16 protein-coding genes are annotated in these 18,272 nt (G+C 27.7%); 3 read left to right on the plus strand and 13 right to left on the minus strand.

What is annotated here, in order from left to right; all coding sequences use genetic code 4:
* Nucleotides 1-7: 7 nt before the first annotated feature.
* Genes MBIO_RS03855 through MBIO_RS03865 form a run of 4 tightly spaced genes read right to left on the minus strand, consistent with a single transcriptional unit; the run spans nucleotide 8 to nucleotide 4,399 of the window.
* Complete coding sequence (locus MBIO_RS03855) at nucleotides 8-988, minus strand: ABC transporter permease (RefSeq protein ID WP_013527168.1); 981 nt, start codon at nucleotides 986-988, stop codon at nucleotides 8-10.
* On the minus strand, nucleotides 988-2,340 hold the full coding sequence (locus tag MBIO_RS03860; protein ID WP_309299403.1) for an ABC transporter permease: 1,353 nt from the start codon (nucleotides 2,338-2,340) through the stop codon (nucleotides 988-990). The genes MBIO_RS03855 and MBIO_RS03860 overlap by 1 nt, the downstream gene beginning before the upstream one ends.
* On the minus strand, nucleotides 2,295-2,597 hold the full coding sequence (locus tag MBIO_RS05170; protein ID WP_015511195.1) for a hypothetical protein: 303 nt from the start codon (nucleotides 2,595-2,597) through the stop codon (nucleotides 2,295-2,297). The genes MBIO_RS03860 and MBIO_RS05170 overlap by 46 nt, the downstream gene beginning before the upstream one ends.
* Entirely contained in the window at nucleotides 2,597-4,399 is a 1,803-nt protein-coding gene (locus tag MBIO_RS03865; protein WP_041594253.1) for an ABC transporter ATP-binding protein, read from the minus strand. Before MBIO_RS03865 ends, MBIO_RS05170 begins: the two co-directional genes overlap by 1 nt.
* 1,147 nt (nucleotides 4,400-5,546) lie before the next feature.
* Between MBIO_RS03865 and MBIO_RS03870 the strand changes: the two genes are divergently transcribed.
* Nucleotides 5,547-6,647 (plus strand): IS30-like element IS1630 family transposase, encoded by a 1,101-nt coding sequence (locus MBIO_RS03870; protein WP_086558162.1) that lies wholly within the window; start codon nucleotides 5,547-5,549, stop codon nucleotides 6,645-6,647.
* Nucleotides 6,648-6,848: 201 nt separating this feature from the next.
* On the opposite strand, the gene MBIO_RS03875 is transcribed toward MBIO_RS03870, so the two are convergent.
* From MBIO_RS03875 to dnaX, 8 genes are all read right to left on the minus strand, one after another.
* Nucleotides 6,849-8,135: a BMP family ABC transporter substrate-binding protein gene (locus tag MBIO_RS03875; protein ID WP_015511198.1), complete on the minus strand. Its 1,287-nt coding sequence runs from the start codon at nucleotides 8,133-8,135 to the stop codon at nucleotides 6,849-6,851.
* Nucleotides 8,136-8,668: 533 nt separating this feature from the next.
* Nucleotides 8,669-10,321 carry a ribonuclease J gene (locus MBIO_RS03880; RefSeq protein WP_013527162.1) on the minus strand — a complete coding sequence of 551 codons (1,653 nt, stop codon included), beginning with the start codon at nucleotides 10,319-10,321 and terminating at the stop codon, nucleotides 8,669-8,671.
* 78 nt (nucleotides 10,322-10,399) lie between these two features.
* Nucleotides 10,400-11,110 carry a 16S rRNA (cytidine(1402)-2'-O)-methyltransferase gene (rsmI, locus tag MBIO_RS03885; RefSeq protein WP_013354989.1) on the minus strand — a complete coding sequence of 237 codons (711 nt, stop codon included), beginning with the start codon at nucleotides 11,108-11,110 and terminating at the stop codon, nucleotides 10,400-10,402.
* Entirely contained in the window at nucleotides 11,103-12,020 is a 918-nt protein-coding gene (locus MBIO_RS03890) for a DNA polymerase III subunit delta' (protein ID WP_013354988.1), read from the minus strand. The genes rsmI and MBIO_RS03890 overlap by 8 nt, the downstream gene beginning before the upstream one ends.
* Complete coding sequence (tmk, locus tag MBIO_RS03895) at nucleotides 12,020-12,676, minus strand: dTMP kinase (protein WP_013354987.1); 657 nt, start codon at nucleotides 12,674-12,676, stop codon at nucleotides 12,020-12,022. Before tmk ends, MBIO_RS03890 begins: the two co-directional genes overlap by 1 nt.
* Nucleotides 12,677-12,695: 19 nt before the next feature.
* A complete protein-coding gene (locus MBIO_RS03900; protein ID WP_013354986.1) occupies nucleotides 12,696-13,286 on the minus strand; it encodes a toprim domain-containing protein in 591 nt (196 codons plus the stop codon).
* A gap of 2 nt (nucleotides 13,287-13,288) precedes the next feature.
* The gene (locus tag MBIO_RS03905) at nucleotides 13,289-13,585 is read right to left on the minus strand and encodes a YbaB/EbfC family nucleoid-associated protein (protein ID WP_013354985.1); all 297 of its coding nucleotides are present in this window, start codon (nucleotides 13,583-13,585) and stop codon (nucleotides 13,289-13,291) included.
* A 47-nt stretch (nucleotides 13,586-13,632) separates the two neighbouring features.
* Complete coding sequence (gene dnaX / locus MBIO_RS03910) at nucleotides 13,633-15,447, minus strand: DNA polymerase III subunit gamma/tau (RefSeq protein WP_013527161.1); 1,815 nt, start codon at nucleotides 15,445-15,447, stop codon at nucleotides 13,633-13,635.
* 179 nt (nucleotides 15,448-15,626) lie between these two features.
* On the opposite strand from dnaX, the gene MBIO_RS03915 reads away from it, so the two are divergent.
* Entirely contained in the window at nucleotides 15,627-16,547 is a 921-nt protein-coding gene (locus tag MBIO_RS03915; protein ID WP_041594254.1) for an ABC transporter ATP-binding protein, read from the plus strand.
* Nucleotide 16,548: 1 nt separating this feature from the next.
* Nucleotides 16,549-17,421 carry an ABC transporter permease gene (locus tag MBIO_RS03920; RefSeq protein ID WP_013354982.1) on the plus strand — a complete coding sequence of 291 codons (873 nt, stop codon included), beginning with the start codon at nucleotides 16,549-16,551 and terminating at the stop codon, nucleotides 17,419-17,421.
* Between the two features lie 45 nt (nucleotides 17,422-17,466).
* On the opposite strand, the gene MBIO_RS03925 is transcribed toward MBIO_RS03920, so the two are convergent.
* A complete protein-coding gene (locus tag MBIO_RS03925; RefSeq protein ID WP_013354980.1) occupies nucleotides 17,467-18,174 on the minus strand; it encodes a phosphorylase family protein in 708 nt (235 codons plus the stop codon).
* Between the last annotated feature and the right edge of the window lie 98 nt (nucleotides 18,175-18,272).

Genomic DNA, 18,272 nt, shown 5'->3' on the forward strand with positions numbered 1-18,272 from the left:
TATATAGCTAACGCTCTGATTTGTCATAAGGTCGACCTGCAGCAGCTGGCCCCATTTGCTTGCTTTTCATTTTAGCAATCATAATTCCAAGTGTGATAATAAATGGCAATGTGTAGAGTAGTTCAGCGAATCTTGAAACACCTTTCATAGATTCGAATCTTTCAAGTCATGAAATTCCGAAGTATGAGAATCCATAGATAAATGAGAAAATGATACATATCAATAATGTTCAACTAATTTTTCAACCACTAGTAATCATAATAGCTAGAGCTAAGAAACCTAAACCTCCAACTTCGATGTATAGTGAGAATTGGTTTGTTTTACATTGAATAAATATAGCGCCTGCTAAACCAGCAATAAAACCTGAATATGCAATACCTAATCATTTGTATTTAAAAACGTTAATACCAGCAACGTCTGCTGCTTGAGGATTTTCACCTATAGCTTTATATCTTAAACCCCATTTAGTTTTGTTAAGGAAGAATCAAGAACCACCAGCAATAATTAAAGCTAAGAATAGTTTAAGTGAAATAATGTTTTTTCAGTTGTCAACATTAGGACTTAAAGCAAGTTCTGTTTGGCCACGCATTTGGAAGTAGTCTCCACCTTGTTGTGCTTTTTTAACAAATAATAAAAGGATAGAAGCAACACCAACTGCAAGAATGTTCATAGCGAAACCTGAAACAGATTGATCTGATTTAAGTTTAATCGTTGCGAAACCAAACAACAGTGCAAATCCCGAGGATAAGATACCTGCAAAAGCAAAGTACAATAATTGGAATCATGGACTTAATGTTTTACCTTTGAAAACAACATCAGTCATTAGGAAGCTTATTAGAGCATACATAGCAGCTCCAAAAATCATAAACCCGTTAACAGCAATGTTTGTAATACCAACTCTTTCTGAGAAAATACCTGAAAGGGTTGCAAGTGTTAGAGCTGAAAACATAAAAATGGTTGTAGTTAAAATTAATATTCAACTATACATTATTCACCTCCTTTACTTGCTTGATTGCTTTTTTTCATATCTCTTTTTTTAGCTCAATTTTCTTTTACTTTGTCTCAATGAGATGTATAAATTAAATCTCTTTTAGTAATATATTGAATTTTTCTTTCGTGTTTTTCAGCTTTATATTGATTTTTTAATGTTTTAAGATTGTTTAAGCCAAAATCACTGTATTTTTTGAGATATTCGAATTTTTTCTTAGACATTTCGTCATAGATAGACATAATAGTATCATCACTTGCGCTTTTAAGTGAAGTTATTTTACAATCAACTCATTTTTGATATTCTTCTTTAATTGAAGCAAATTCTTTTTTGAGTTTTCTATTCCTTCTTTTTTCTTCATTAAGAGCTTTAACATATTCTCTATATTTAGCATTTTTGGTTTTCATGTATGAACCATATTCTTTTCAGTATTCTTTTTTGATTCAAAGCGTTCCGTATTTTCACATGAAACCAAGTGGTTTGAATTTATAAAGCATAATAGCTAAAGCAGCCATAAAGACAATTATACCAGTAATAATAGGGAAAAAGTCTTTTGTTAATTTATCTTTTATAGCAAATAAATCTCTTGTTGTATAAATCATTGAATAGAAAAATCCGGATAATGTTATACCAATAGGGTGGTTTAATGCAATAAGTGAAACAGCAATTGATTCAAAACCAATTGCAATAGGGTTGCTACCAAATGAATCGACAATTCAGCCTTCTTTGATAATAATGTAGTAGAATCCAGCGAAACCAGCTAAAGCTCCTGAAAATCCCATAACTATAATGGTTAACATTTTTTCGTTAAGACCAATATATTTAGCGTTTGAAGGATTTTTACCAACCATGTTTATTTTGTAACCTAATGTTGTGAAGTTGTAGATCACAAATAAAACAATAGCTGTTAAAACAAACATTCCAATACCAAAGTAAACAAATTGATATTTAACTGCATTTTCAATTGCAATTCTAGCACTACCTATAGTTGTAGGTGAATATGATTCTGGATTAAACATTTTCCCATTTAAACTAAATAATCATCCTGATATAAAGGCAACAATTCAGTTAATGAAAATAGTAGAAATAACTTCGTGAATTTTGCAATATGCTTTTAATAATCCAGCGATTGCACCTGTTGCAAATCCTACGATTATGAACAAAATAATTGCTAATCATAAGAATCCTGCGTCAACATTAAAGTTTCTAGCTTTAGCTATAAAACTGAATACTAAGATTGCTGGTAAAAGCATTTGACCAGAAATACCAATGTTAAATAATCCAACTTTAAAACCGATTGAAACAGCTAAACCAGTAAACCAAATATTACAAAAAATGTTGCAAAGTCAAATTTAATGTTTTTGTCAATAAAGCTATAATTTCATAATTTTATAACAAAGTCGAATGGTCCTGCACTACGTCCTTCCATGCTTTGATGAATCATGAAGAAGATGCTAGCAACAACTAATCCGAAAACAACAGCTCATAATGATGAGTATAATTTTCTTCTTCCTTTTTGTTGATCTTCAAGTGTAATAAATGATCTAAATTTATTTCAGCCTGTTCTTACTTTAGAAGAAAATGATAATTTTTCTTTTGTTTCTTTCATTATTGTGTGCCTCCTTCCGTTTGATGTTCTTTTTGAGCCATGTAAAGACCGATTTCTTTTCTAGTTAATTCTCTTGCGGGTTTTGAAAGTCTAATTTCGCCTTCGTTAATAACAGCAATAGTATCAGCTAGTGAAAGAACCTCGTCTAATTCATAAGAAATTAAAAGAATTGCTTTTCCTTCTGCTTTTTCTTTAAGAATTCTTTCATGGATATTTTTAATAGCCCCAACGTCAAGTACACGTGTTGGTTGAAGAATTAATATAAAGTCGTGTGGTGAGTTCATTTCACGACCAACAATGAATTTTTGTTGGTTACCGCCAGAAAGTGATCTAGAAGTTGAATAACCTTCTCTAGCACCACGAACGTCATATTTGTCAATAACTTCAGCTGTTTCTTTTTTAACAGCTTTAGGTTTTATGAAACCAAAAGTTTGATATTTTGGATCTCATAAACGTCTTAATATTGTATTATTTTTAATATTGTAATCTAATGCTAGACCATGTTTATGTCTATCACTTGGAATAAAACTTGAAGCAAGCATTGATTTTTCTAAGACTGAATAATTGTTTAAATTAATCCTGTCTTTAAGTTTCTCTTCATCTTTTTTGGTTTTAAAGAATTTAATAATTTTTACTATCAAGATACTTAAACCAACAGCAAATAGAGCAAAGAAACTAATGCCTATAGCTCACATTAATCAAATGTTTGAATAATTTTGCTGAAATGGACTAACACCAAAAAAAATTGATCCAAAAGCTATAAATAATGCAAGCAATGAACTTAAAATAATGAAATTCTTGATTTTATTTTTATGAATGAATTTAACTCTTTCCTCAACTAAAGGTGTTTTCTTTAAGTAGACATTACCTTTTGTAGGTTTAACAATTCCACTAACAACATATTCTAAATCTTGTTGTCCATTGCCTTCAACACCAGCAATAGCTAGAATTTCTCCAGCATGAACCTTAAGATTTAAGTTTTTAAGTGATTTTGTACCTTTTGTTGATACATTTTCAAGTTCTAAAACTGTGTCTTTATCTTCAAAAACGTCAAGTGATTGGTTTTGTGCCATAACAATATTGTCACCAACCATTCTGTTAGCCATTTCTTCAATAGAAGTATTAGCAACTTCGAAGTTACCAGTAACTTTACCGTGACGTATAACTGTTGCATAATCAGCTACAGCTTTAACTTCTTTTAGTTTGTGAGAGATAAAAATGATTGTTTTACCTTGCGATTTAAACAATTTGAATGTTTCAAGAAGACCTTGAATTTCTTCATCTGTTAAAACAGCAGTTGGTTCATCAAAGATTAGAATTTCTGAATCACGATATAACATCTTCATGATTTCAACTTTTTGCTGTGTTGAAACTGATTCAGTGCCTGTGTCTTTATTCAAATCAAAATTTAAATTAAATAATCTTTGAATAGTTTTAATTTTTTTAATTGATGGTTTATAATCCAAAGTTTTAAAAGTTTTTGATTCACTTTCAGCACCAAGAATTATATTTTGTAAGTTTGTGTATGCACCAACCAATTTAAAATGTTGGTGAACCATACCAATACCCAAATTATTAGCATCATTTGGATTATTTATTAAAACCTCTTTACCATTAACCTTGATAATTCCATGGTCGGGTTCATATAGTCCAAAAAGAATTGATAGCAAGGTACTTTTACCTGCACCATTTTCACCAATAAGTGCATGAATTGTACCTTTTTTAATTTGAATATTAATATCTTGGTTAGCTTTGATTACACCGAAACTTTTCGAAATATTAATAAATTCAATTGCGTTCATCTTTGTCCTTTTCTTAAATAAAATTTTTAGTTAATTTTGTTTCAGACTCATATTTATATATATTTTTATATATTAATATAAATAATAAAATTAACTATTTAAGTATATCAATTAATAGATAAATAAGAAATAATATGTTAAAAATATAGTTTATTATTTTTTCCAAAAGTGAGTGTGGTAAGTTTTAAGAAAAACATTTTTCTAAATCGATTGCTAAATTTTAAATTAAAAAGTCATTTTTTGACTGAAAGCGAAAAAAACGCAAAAGAAAATATTTTAATGCAAGCTAGCAAAATTCAGCGAAAGCTAGTAATTTTATATTTATTTTTTATTTTTAAATATTTGGATATAAATTGATAAATCATTGTTGGTTATATTGTTTGTTCATCATAACTTAAATTGCAAAATCATTTGCACTCATTGCATATGGATATTCTTTAATTTTATCTATTATGAATGAGTTAGTTTCATTTTGAATTCACGCAATATATTTATTTGATAAATTGTCTAATGTTTTTCCTTTTGGAATATATTTTCTAATAAATTTATTGTAGTTTTCAACACGACCTTTTTATGAAGAACAAAAAGCATCGCAATGATATATTTGGCCCACGGCATCGATTTCATCTAGCCTATAATTTTCAGGTCCATTATCAATAGTTAATGTATTGATTTTAAGGCTATTTTCTTATATGATTTCCTATAAAGTTATTTTGGTAGATAAAGAATTTTTTTATCTTTTTTTAAAGTGTACTTCTCTAGTCAATCTATTTATTAAAATCAAAATGAAATATTCATCCATTCTACACCCATGAACCGTATCCATCTCAAAGTCATAAATAGTTAAATAATTTGGTCTTTAACTTTTATGTTTTCCAACTCTTTTTTTCTTAGGCAGTTTTACAACCTTTTTTCTCTTATTTATCTTATTTGAAGACAAAAACGGAAAAACTGTTTTATCTAATTTCTTCAAAAATTAACAAAAAAATATACTTTTTTCATATTTAAAATAAAAAATGCTGGATATTTTCCAGCATTGCTACATTGTAATCTGAAACTTTACACATTTTAGATAGAATCTATAATGGGTGAAGTTTTTTTTATAAAAAAAGTCACCCAAAGAGTATTTGGCGACTGTCATGAAGAAATGCAAAAAAAATTATCATGAAATGAACGCACTGTTCTTGAATACTTACTTTGAGCAACTAATTATAGTATAACAAAAATAGCAAAAATATTAGGTTATTCAAGAACAACTATTAATAATGAAATAAAAAATAATTCTACTTTTTGGGGTTATTTTGCTTTAGATGCAATTGAAAAAACAATTACAAGAGAAAAGTGAAAAAATCATTTTAAATTTTTAAACAATTTAAATAAATATAAAGAATTTTCTTCTTTATTTAAAAAAGAATATGATGGCAAATTGTGAACTGTCAAATTAACAATTGAAAAAATAAAAAATCTTTATCCTAATATTGATGTTCCTTCTTTTAAAACAGTCTACAATTGAATAAAAAGTGGTTATTGAATTTTGAACTGAAAAGGTTTATTAAGAAAAGTCTACAAAAAAGGTGGAAAAAGAGAGAAACAAAGCGCTGCTAGAAGATTGGTTGGCGCACGTTATGTAAGACCTTTTTGATCTAGACCAGCAAACATAAACGAAAGAAAAGAATTCGGCCATTGGGAAATAGACCTTATTATAGGCAAGAGTAAAGGCACACATTGTCATTTACTTAGTTTTACCGAAAGAGTCTCTAGATATGGGTTTTTGGTAAAAATTCCTAATAAAAATCCATGAAATTTGAATTTGTATTTATGGAATCTTATTTGAAAACATAAATTAAATGTTAAATCTATAACTCAGGATAATGGATTAGAATTTTCAACATTATTTTTCATTGGATATAAACTAAAAATTTTTATATATAAAGCTGATCCATATGCTTCTTTTCAAAGGGGTTTAAATGAAAATTTCAATGGTTTAGTTAGAAGATTTTTTAAGAAAAAAACTAATTTTGATGATATTACTGAAGAAGAAATTCTAAAAGTACAAAATGAAATAAACAATCGTCCAAGAGAAATTTTTGGATATTTATCTGCTTTAGAAATGTACGAAAAATTGAATGCAGAAAATCCTTGAAATTCAACAGGTATTGACAAATTATTATATGGAAAACAAAAGAGAAACTGAGAAAGTAACAAGAATAGAAATTTGTTTTTCAAAAAAATAGGAAAATTAAAATAATATTTTAGAAAGGGCGACAAGTCGCCAAATATTTTAGGGAGGGCTAATGCCCTCACTTTTATTTGTCCTATTGGACAAAAAATAATAACAATATTAATAATTAAAAAGGAATATCGACATGCGATATTCCAAATTTCTAGGTGTAAACTTACAGATTACAATCTAGGAATGCTGGATATTTTCCAGCATTTTTTTGATTAATTATTTTGCTGCCTTGTTAATAGCAGAAATAATTGCTTCTAATCTTTCACTAACATTGTCAATTTTATTACCATCTTTTAAAGCTTTGTCACTATTAATATATTTAACGAAATCTTCTGGTAATTCTTTAAACATTTTAATTGCTTCTTTAATTTTGTTATTAATTTTTGCTTGTTCTTCTGTATTTGAGAAGTGGTTTTCTGCGACACCGATTCATTTTTCTTTTTGAGTTCCAAAGTGGCTTCATTTTTTGTCTGCTTTTTTGTCTTTAACTACATATGGTTTATATCCTTCTTCTTTTTCAAGAATAAGATCTAATAATGTTTCATAAACAGCTTGTTTAATGTGTTTTAGAACTGATGTAAGAATTCTGTCTTTGTCTTGAATCATACCTTGGTCTGAGTCAACACCAATTACATATTGACCTTTGTTTGCTAATCTTACAGTTTCAAATGTAGCAGGTCCAGCAACAGATAAGATAACATGTGGGTTGTATTTAACATCAGCTGGTGTTGAAGATAAAACATTATTAATAACAGTGTTCATTTTTTCACCAGCAGTAAAACCTGAGTCTAATTTAACAGGTGATGTGTGGTAAATTTTACTTGATTTATGTTTTTGGTTGTAGTATAGAATGCCTTTTGCAAAACCTTCGTTAAATGTTGTAACACCTGGGAATGCACCTACACCAAATGATGCAACAACTCTTTTACTTTCATCTTGTTCACTTAATCAACTTGCAATTGCATAGCCTGTTGTAAATGCAGATTCTTTAATATTGAATTGTAATGAGTAGAATCACTTGTACTCTGTTTCAATATCAAAGTCGATACCAATGATTTTGATTTGATTTCTTTCAAGTTCTTCTCTGTGAGCATCAATGTATTGTTTAATAGATTGTTGGTGTTTGAAGCCATTAAGTACTCAAATTTTGTGTCCGGCTGAAAGTGCACTGTTGTAAGTACTTTCAAAGTTTGAGCTAGGTTCAACACTGTTAATTTCAATACCAGTTTGTTTATTTATAGCTTTTAAAGCTTCAAAAGCTGATTGGTTAAATGATTTATCATCAATTTTACCTTCATCTGTAATAAGAACTGGTTTCAATTTTAACAATTCAGCGTTTTTAACAACTTGTTTTCCATTAGCATTTGTTGTGGTATATTTACTAATATCTTTCTCTTTGAATGAAATATTGGATTCATCGTTGTTTCCACAAGAAACAGCTACTGCAGGAAGAACAGCAGCAATAGGACTCAATCCTAATAAAATTTTTTTTGACTTTTTCATATAATCTCCTTATTTTTAATTGTATATTGAACATTATATAGATATTTTGCTTAAATATCTCAAAAATTGGTTTTTATTGGCAAATTTTGCAAAAAATAAGAAAAAATTGCAATTTGTTTTGTGATTTCATTTTTTAGTTTATATGTGCAAAATTATAATGTGGCAATATTAAATTTGTTATTAATAATATGAGATTAAAAAAATTTAAAATTTTTTACTAATTTTTATATTAAAAATGAAAATTGCGTCACATTTTTAACTGAATTAACAACTAAAAAGATAAATTATTGGTTATTTAAAAAAAGCGTCATAGAACATCATAAACGCATAAAACATAGATATTTATATTTAAGCTAAATAGGCTTTTATATTTTAAAAAATGTTATTAAAAATGCTTTTGCAAAACAAAGTTTATGTTTAACTTTTTATATATAAAAAAAATACTTTTATACTTATAAATAAGGCTAGTAAAAGTATTCTGTAAATTATTTTTTGAATTTTTTGCTTAAATTCTAAATTTATAACTTATGATTTTAAATTTGAGCCAATGTTACAATTACTATTGGTTCTTTTTCAAAAGTTTTGTAAATTCTTTTTCTAATAGCATGACGAGCTTCATTTTGGAAATCTTTTATTCCATTAAAACTTTCTGTTTCAATTAATTTTACAATTGTGCTTTTGATTATGTCGCTAGCTTCATTTTTTTCCTCTTTGTTTATGACACCAACAAAATTTATTTGTAATTTACCAGTTAATAATTTTGTTTTTGGATTATATTGAGAAGACACTAAAATCACACCTTCACGACCTAAAGCTTCACGCTCACTAATAACCTCAGTACTAATATCGCCAACACCAAAACCATCAATAATAGTGTCGCCAATTTCTTTAACTTTGCCCTTGGTTGTTGACATTTTGCCATCAATAAAGTGAACAATTTTTCCATTTTGCATAACTAAACAATGATTTTGTTTCACTTGTGTATTTTCACTTATAGCTATAGTAGCTTCATTTAAGTAACGATAAAGTCCTTGCACAGGAATCACATATTCAGGATTTAGAGCATTAACTAAATCAATTAAGTCTTGTTTAGCAGGACGACATCTATAAAATTCATTAGCATTAACATCACTAATTTTTGGAGTAATTCTTGCAATTTCATCTAAAGTTAAAGCTTCAAGACTTTCAAGTCCATTAATAGGAGGAGCAATCATTACAACAGTATCGCTTTTTTGAAGTTTTAAAAAAACATCATTATTGTCAGTTATTCTAATAAATCTTGAGTAAAGTCTTTCAGTAGCACCAGTTACTAAAATAACAGCATTTTTAACTTTGTTAGCATTACGATAATCAATTAATTCTGGTAACTTAAGTTCAGGATGAGCTTTTTTAATTAAATAAAATATTTGGCCATAAGTTTTACCATAAGTTACAACTGGACGACTTGTTTCTTGAGCTAATTCTAAAATTTTGTGGATAGCTACCATTTCTTCGTCATAAGCACCAACTATTATTCTTTCATTCTTTTTGGTTTCTAAAAAAACATCTCTAATACCTTCTGGTAAACCAATTTTTTCAATAGCCTTACCACCAAAGTTTGCTTTACCTGAGTCAACAACTAGAGCTAAAATTTTACGTTTTGTAAATCTTTGTTTAAGTTCATTAAAGCTTAATTTACCATAAATTCCTAAGTCACCTTCGACAAAGTTAAACATAAATAAGATATCTCCATCTGGTGTGATGAAGTCAAAACCAATGTGTCCTGGCATTGAACCAGCTAAATCGATTGGCTTAACAAAAAGTTTGTCACTAAATGGTGTAACTTTATTAATAACCATAACTTTGTAGTTTTTTGTTGGAATCTTATATTTTGATAAACGATCCATGATCATGATTTTGTTGAATGCTGAAGTATAAATTGTTAAGTTAGGAATTTTCATTAATAATCAAGGCAATGCACTAAACGATTCATTTTTAACATCAGAAATAAAGATACCTTTAATTCTATCTTTGTGTTTTTCTAAGTATTCAAAAGAAGGAATTAAAGTATCAACTCCATTATTTGAGTTGATTGGAATTTTAGTTCCTGAGTTAATAATGTAAATGTCATCATTGAATTCGAAAACATAACAGTTTTTACCATTTTCATCAAGCCCACCAAGAGCAAAAATATTAATATGATTCATATTATCTCCTTTTATAATAATCATTTAATGTGAAAAATAATAAACAATTAAGTTGACTTTAATTATATAAGAATAATTTTATTTTAAGTGAGCATATTTATTTATTTTCTCTTTTTTAATTTCTTTTAGTTTGATAACTAAAGTTATCTCACCTTTAAAAGGACTAGTTTTGTTTTTTGCTAATAGTTCAGTTGCGGTTGCATAAATAAATTCTTCATGTATTTTAGTAAGCTCTCTAGCCATAAATAATTGAGCTTGATTGCCTCACACTGAGTCAATGTCTTTTAAGAAACTTTCTAATTTATGCGGAGCTACATAAAAAACATATGCATGTTCACTTGTGAAGCTTTTGACTTGTTCTAATCTTTGGCCACTTTTTTCTTTAGGAAAAGTCATAAAAATAAAGGTATTACTTAGTCCACTAAAAGCAAAAGCACTAATAGCTGCATTGACTCCTGGAATTAGTTCTAATTCAATATTTTTTTCTCTTGCTTGTTTAATTAATTCAAAACCCGGATCACTAACTAAAGGCATACCTGCATCACTAATTAAAGCCATTTTTAAGTCATCTTTTTCAATTAAATCAATAAGGCCTTGGGCACTTGCTTTTTCATTGATTTTGTTGTATGAAATTAAACGTTTTTTAATGTCATAATGGTTCAATAATTTAGCACTAACACGAGTATCTTCGCAAGCAATAACATCAACAGCCTTAAGAGTTTCAAGAGCTCTTAAAGTTATATCTTTTAAGTTTCCAATAGGTGTTCCAACAATATATATTTTAGGCATAAGACTCCACTAATTTAATTAACATTTTTTCAGCTTGTAAGAAGAAATTTGCATTTGTATTTTGAATCTTTAAAAAGTCGTCTATTACTATAAAACAGTTGAATAAGTCAAATTTTATGTTTTTTAATTTAACTAATAATTTAGCATAATTTTTTCTACAAAAAGCATCAGCCGTTCATACTCAAGAGAAAACAAAACGCAAAGCCATAGCCAAAAATACAAAGGTATCTTTGCTATCTTTTTTTGTAAATCTAGATAAGAAAATATATAAATAATGAGGATTTTTAATACTTTTTTCTATAGCTTCAAGCAAGTCTTTAATTAGTTTAAATGATTCATTATTTGTATATTTTTTTACTTGTGTTAAATCAGCAAAAATATGGCTATAAAATCATATAGCTTCTTCTTTTAAATTTTCACCTTTTAATTCTTCTGCTAACTCTTCGTTTGAAGGCGCATTAATGTTAATTGTTATTGATCTTGATTTGATGGTTTCTAAAACTTTTGTTATGTTATTAGTTGTTAAAATAAAGACTACATTATCACTTGGTTCTTCAATTATTTTAAGTAATGAATTAAGAGCAGCTTTAGAAGCATTTTCAACATTTTTAAATACAGTTATCTTCTTTTGCCCTTCAACAAATGAAGATAAACTTGATTCTTCAAAGCCGGCCACAATTTTATCTTTTTTAAGATTATTTTCAGTGCCATTATCTTCAAAAATTTGAACATTAGGCAGCATTGTTTCAAGATCTAAAGATTGCAATTGTGAGTTGCAAAGTTTATTAATCATGTATAAAATTGAATCATCGATGTTTAAACCTGAAGGAGCTTTTAGTAAATAACAGTGACTAAGTTTGTTATTTTTTATTGAGTTTTCTAAAATAGTTATGACATTTTTTGAAACCATTATTTAAACTCCTTAATTCATTTTTTAAATCTTGGATGTTTATCTAATTTTTCAAATGATTCTTTTAAAACTTCTTCAATACTTTTTGTAGCATCAACAACAATGAATCTATCTTTTTCTTTTTTAATTAGCTCATGATAACCTTTGTAAACTTTTTGGTGGAATAATTCGGTTTCACTGTCTAATCTGTCACTAACAATTCTTATTTGTTCTCTTCTGATTTTACTTTCTTCAGGTTTGATTTCAAAAAAGATTGTAATATCAGGCATAGTTTTATCAATTATTAAATTAGTAAGTTTTTTAACAAAAGTAATACCTAAATTACGAGCATAACCTTGATATGCAAAAAAGCTGTCGACATAGCGATCGCACAAAACAAGTCTGTTTTCTTTTAGAGCGGGTCATACTACTCTTTCAAGATGAATTCGACGACTAGTTGTATATAAAAGAGCTTCAGAAACTGAAGAAAGCTTTGAATCTTTATCCAAAATTAATGATCTAATTTTTTCTGCTTCAATTATGTCTTTGCCACCCGGTTCACGAGTCAAAACATAATTTAATGCAAGCTTTGGATATTTTTCAATTAATTCAATAATAAGGCGGTTAATTATTGTAGTTTTACCACTACCATCTGGTCCTTCAAAAGTAATAAACATAATTAACCTCCCTTAAGTTTTATTTGTTTCTATTTTCAATAGATTGTTTGATTGTGAAAGTATCAAGATATTCTAAATTTGAACCCATAGGCATGCCAATAGCTGCTCTTGTTACTTTAATTTTAAATTGGCTATTAATCAATTTTAATAAATGACCTGTTGTCATTTCGCCTTCTAAAGAAGGGCTCAAAACTATGATTACTTCATCAAATTTTTTATGTTGAATATAGTTTATTAATTCTTTGTAATCATAGTTTTTAATTTCCTTATTATTCTTTAAATTAAACAAATAAGGCAAAACATAGTAGTAGCCATTGTAAAAATTCATGTCATCAATTTTTCTTAAAGTTGCAGCATTTTCAACTATCATTAAAAAGTTGTATCTGCTCTTATCATCACATACTAAACATTTGCCACCTTCTTTTAAAAAGTTACAAATAGAACAATATGAAATGTTGGTTTTAAGATCATTAATTGACTTAACTAAATTGTCAATATATTCTTGATCTTGTTTTAAGAAAAAGTTTGACATTTTGTCTGCTTGCTTTTTACTAATTCCTGGAATTGTTGTTAAAACTTGATTAAGTTTTTCAATTGTTTCAATTTTCATTATTAGAAGCCAAGTCCACCTAAACCAGGCATAGCTGGCATTAATTTTTCTTGTTCTTCATCAATTGTGTCAAATAACTCATTAATCACAAGTGATAACAAGTCTTCTAAAGTTTCAGCATCATCTGGGTCTAAAAGAATAGAATCTTTGATTTTTACTGAAACTATTTTTTTGCTTCCTTTAGCTGTAACTTCAATTCCATGTTTTTCTAATTTAAATGTTTCTTCCATGAATTGTTCAGTTTTTTCTTGAACTTCTTGTTGCAATTTTTGCATCTTTCTTAACATTGCTTGATCCATAATTTCTCCTTAAAAGTGTATAAATAAAATTTAGTATAAACTAAAAATTATTTTTTGAATTTATCAAATAATTTGCCTGTTGGACTCTTTACATTTTGTAAAACAACTGGTCCTGGTACTGTAAAGCTTGTGTCAAATTTTGCATCTTTCATTTTAGCTGCAAAATCTTTTGCTGTTTCTTTGTAATCATCACTCATAATGCAGTATAAGTGTTTGTAATCTTCAAAGTAATCTTGAATAAATTTTTGAATATTTGAGTTGTAACCATTTTCTTGTAAATAAACTAATTCTGGTACATTTTTTGAGATAAAAATCATGTAATTAGGGCCTGCTGCGGCAATTTTACATTTTTTAAGTACTGTAATTAAATCACTGTAAATTGGATTTTGAACTGTGTTAATCACAATATCTAAATTTGATTTGTATCTATTTAAAAATGTTAATGTTGATTGTTTAAGTAAGTTGATTAAATCTTTTTTACTTAAGTTTGATTTGAATGTTTTCAAGTTTTTGTATTTTGAGTCAAAAGCAGGGATTACTACTGGTTTTGGCATATTTTGAATTTCATCATCTAGTTGAATTTCTGCTGTACTTACTAAACCATCATCATAATCTTCTTCTATTTCAAAATTGCTACTGAGAAGATCTTGTTCTAGGCTAAAATTGTCATCAGCGTCACGATTAGCTTCAAGTACTAATTCTTGAGTTTGATTTAAAACTGTTTTGATTGTGTCATCTTTTTTAGGTTTCTTTTTGTTTACATCAATTGACATAGTTTGCTCCTTACTATTTTGTAATTCATTAGTTTGATTAAGTTTAATTAAATAAAGTTCGATTAATTGGAATGGGTTTTCTGAAAAAATTAATTCTTTGAATAATTTATAAAGTTTTTCAGATGAATTGAATGCAAAATTAACATCAATTTTCAAAGTATTTAATTCTTCAAGAGATAAAAGTTCTAATAAATTAGCATCATTTGATTTTGCATAAATCAAGTAATCCTTGAACAATTCTATTAAGCTTTGAACAAATTGATTTGAATCAATTCCCGCATTTTTAAGGTTATTAAATAAAATTAAGACTTCCTTGATTTTGCCTTGATAAAGGTAGTTTACAATTTGAATTAAGCTTTCATTTGAAGTAATTCCAAAAGCATACATAACATCTTTGAGCGATATTTTGTCGTTACCATAAGCTGCAGCTTGGTCGACTATTGAAAGTGCATCACGCATACCACCAGTTGCTAATCTTGCAATATAAGCTATGGTTGAATCTTCATATTTAATTTTTTCTTTATCTAAGACCTCTTTAATTTGGTTAATTAGAACTTGGTTTGATATTTTCCTAAAATTATATCTTTGGACTCTTGAAAGAATTGTTAGAGGTATTTTTTGAGGATCAGTTGTTGCTAAAATAAATATTGCATGTGCTGGTGGTTCTTCTAATGTTTTTAAAAGTGCATTAAAAGCTCCTTTTGAAAGCATGTGAACTTCATCGATTATATAAACTTTGTAGTTTCCACTTGCTGGTGAATGTTGGATTTTATCTCTTAAATCTCTAATTTCATTAACACCATTATTTGAAGCAGCATCCATTTCGATAACATCAAAATTTTGATCCGCTTTTTCAATACAACTTTCACAAAGTTTAGTTAAATCTTCACCATGACCACAGTTAACTACATTAGCAAAAATTTTAGCAACTGAAGTTTTACCAACACCTCTTGGTCCACTAAATAAGTATGCATGACTTATCTTGTGATTTAAAATGATATTTTTTAATGTTTGCACAATATGATCTTGACCCTTAACATCATCAAAAGACTTCGGACGATATTTTCGATAAAGTGCTTTATATGCCATAATACCCCTTTCCAAATAATTAATATTAACATTAAATTACTTATATATTTATAATCATATATTAAAAATTAAAAGCCTTAAAAATAAACGCAAAAAAGTTTTCTAAAATGTAAAAACCATGCCACACTATAAAAATTTTTTTTATAATTAATATGCTTTATAACTTTAAGGAGGTTTTTATGTCTGAAATAATAAAAGTTGAAAATTTAAAAAAATCATATGGCAAAGTTGAAGCTGTCAAAGGTATTTCTTTCATTGTAAAAGAAGGAGAGCTTTTTGCATTTTTAGGGCCTAATGGTGCAGGCAAAAGTACCACAATTGATACCTTGTGTACATTGAATGATTATAATGAAGGCCAAATAACAATTTGTGGTTTTGATTTAAAGAAACAAAGTGATGAAATCAAAAAACAAATTGGTGTGGTTTTTCAAGATAGTGTATTAGATCGAAAATTAAGTGTTAGAGATAATTTAACAATTAGAGCAGCATATTATTATCGTAAAAAAGCAGATATAAAAGCAGCTTTTGAAAGGGTTGTAAAAGATACTCAAATTGAAGATATTTTGAAAAGAAAATATGAAAAACTTTCAGGTGGTCAAAGACGTCGTGTGGATATAGCTAGAGCCTTATTAAATTATCCAAAAATTTTATTTTTAGATGAACCAACAACAGGATTAGATCCTCAAACTAGAAAGCTTATTTGAGAATTAATTTATGAATTAAAAAATAAAAATAAAACAACAATATTTTTAACTACTCACTATATGGAAGAAGCTGAAAAAGCTGACTATGTTGTGATTATGGATAATGGAAAAATTGTGGCTAAGAATACTCCTGCAAAACTAAAAGAAGAATATACAAAAGATAGGTTAAAAGTATATCTTGAAAATGATGTAAAGTACTTTAAAACAGTTGAATTGTTAAAAAACAAAGGTTTAAAATTCAAAGAATTTAAAGATTATATTGATATATATTTAGACTCTTCGTTTAAAGCTATAGATTTGGCAAATCAACTTAAAGATTTGATATCTTCTTTCGAAGTTTTAAAGGGTGATATGGATGATGTATTTATCAATATAACTGGAAAGGAGATTAGATAATATGGGTGCAATAATTAAAAGAAATATTAAAAAATATTTCATGGACAAAACTAATGTTTTCTTTTCTTTATTAAGTGTTATTTTAGTCTTCTTTATAGTTGCAGTTTTTTTAGGTAAATCAATTAGTGATGGACTTAAAGGATGAGTGATTGAAGATAAAAGCAAAAGCGCTAGAGAAATAATGAATTTATGAATGATTTCAACTACAACGACAATTGGTTGTATTACAGTTAGTTTAGGTGCTTCAAGTTTCATGGTTGAAGATATAGAATCAAAAGCCTATAAAGACATTTATGCTTCGCCAGTTAATAAATCTTCAATAATTATTGGAAACGCTATTTCTATTTATGCTGTTACTGTAATTATGTCAACTGTATCATTTATTATTAGTTTTGTGTATGCATTATGCTTTGGAGCAAAATTCTTATCATTTTTACAAATTGTTGAAGTAATTGGATTGATTTTAGTTTCAAGTTTAATAGGAAGTAGTTTTAGCTTTTTAATTGTTTACTTCATTAAAAAACATAATGTTTTTGCAGCTATCAATGCTTTAATTGGATCTATAGCAGGTTTTATAATTGGTGGTTATTCAACAATGGAATCACTGCCTGATGCGCTTCAATGAATTATTAAATGCTTTCCTGCTTCGCATGCTAATGTTTTATTTAGACAAACCTTAGTTTCACCTGCTATTGATCGTCTAATTAGTGATCCAACACACATAGAACAATTTAAAAAAATAATGGGTTGTTTTTACAAATTTAACGATTATCAAATGCAATGATATGTTAATTTCATAATTGTAGCAGGCACTTCACTATTGCTATATTCAATAGCTTTTGGAGTTCAATTCACTAAAAAAATCAAAAATTAAAAACCGCGCTATGCGGCTTTTTTATAGTTTTTTTAGTAAAAATCATTATAGATTTTTTAATGCTTCCAAAGCTATTTCGAACATTTCTGTAAATCCTGTTTCTCTAGTTTTATAATCACTAAATTCCATTTTAGCTAAAGAGTCACTAACTTGTAAAATGGTTGCGGCTTTTTTATTGCTTCTTTTAGCTTCTGCAAAAAGCGCATAACTTTCTGCTTCAACTACTTGACATTTTGATACTTTCTTAGTTTCCTCTAAAGGTCTAGTTGCATAGAAAACATCTGTTGAGTGTACTGAAACTACTGGTGCTTTTTTGTTTAATTTTTTAGCTGCCTTAATTAATTCATCTGTTACACCTTTGTCTGGAAAGTATTCATATGTATTTTCTTTATTTATTAATTGAGCTATTGAAATGTTGTCGCTAAAAGCTCTATTAATAATTACTGTATCCATAACATTGTGTTCGTCATAATATGAACCAGTTGATCCTAAACGAATAATAACATCTACTCCATATTCATTATAAAGTTCATGAGCATAAGCTCCAATTGAGAACATACCCATTCCATGTCCTCCAAAAGTAACTTTGATACCTCTATATTCTCCTGTGTAGTAATTTTCATTTCTAACTGAGCTTACTTCTTTTACATTTTTTAAATATTTATGAGCCATAAATTTTGATCTTAAAGGGTCTCCTGAAAGAAAACAAATTCTTGCTATTTCACCTTTTTTTGCGCTGATGTGTGTTGACATAATAACTCCTTATTTTGTTTATATATGATTATTTTAAAACAAGAATTTTAACTTTTTCTTAAAAAATATGCTTATTTTTTTATAAGGTGAAATTAATT

The sequence above is a fragment of the Mycoplasmopsis fermentans PG18 genome (assembly GCF_000209735.1).
GTDB classification, from domain to species: Bacteria; Bacillota_I; Bacilli_A; order Mycoplasmatales; family Metamycoplasmataceae; genus Mycoplasmopsis; species Mycoplasmopsis fermentans.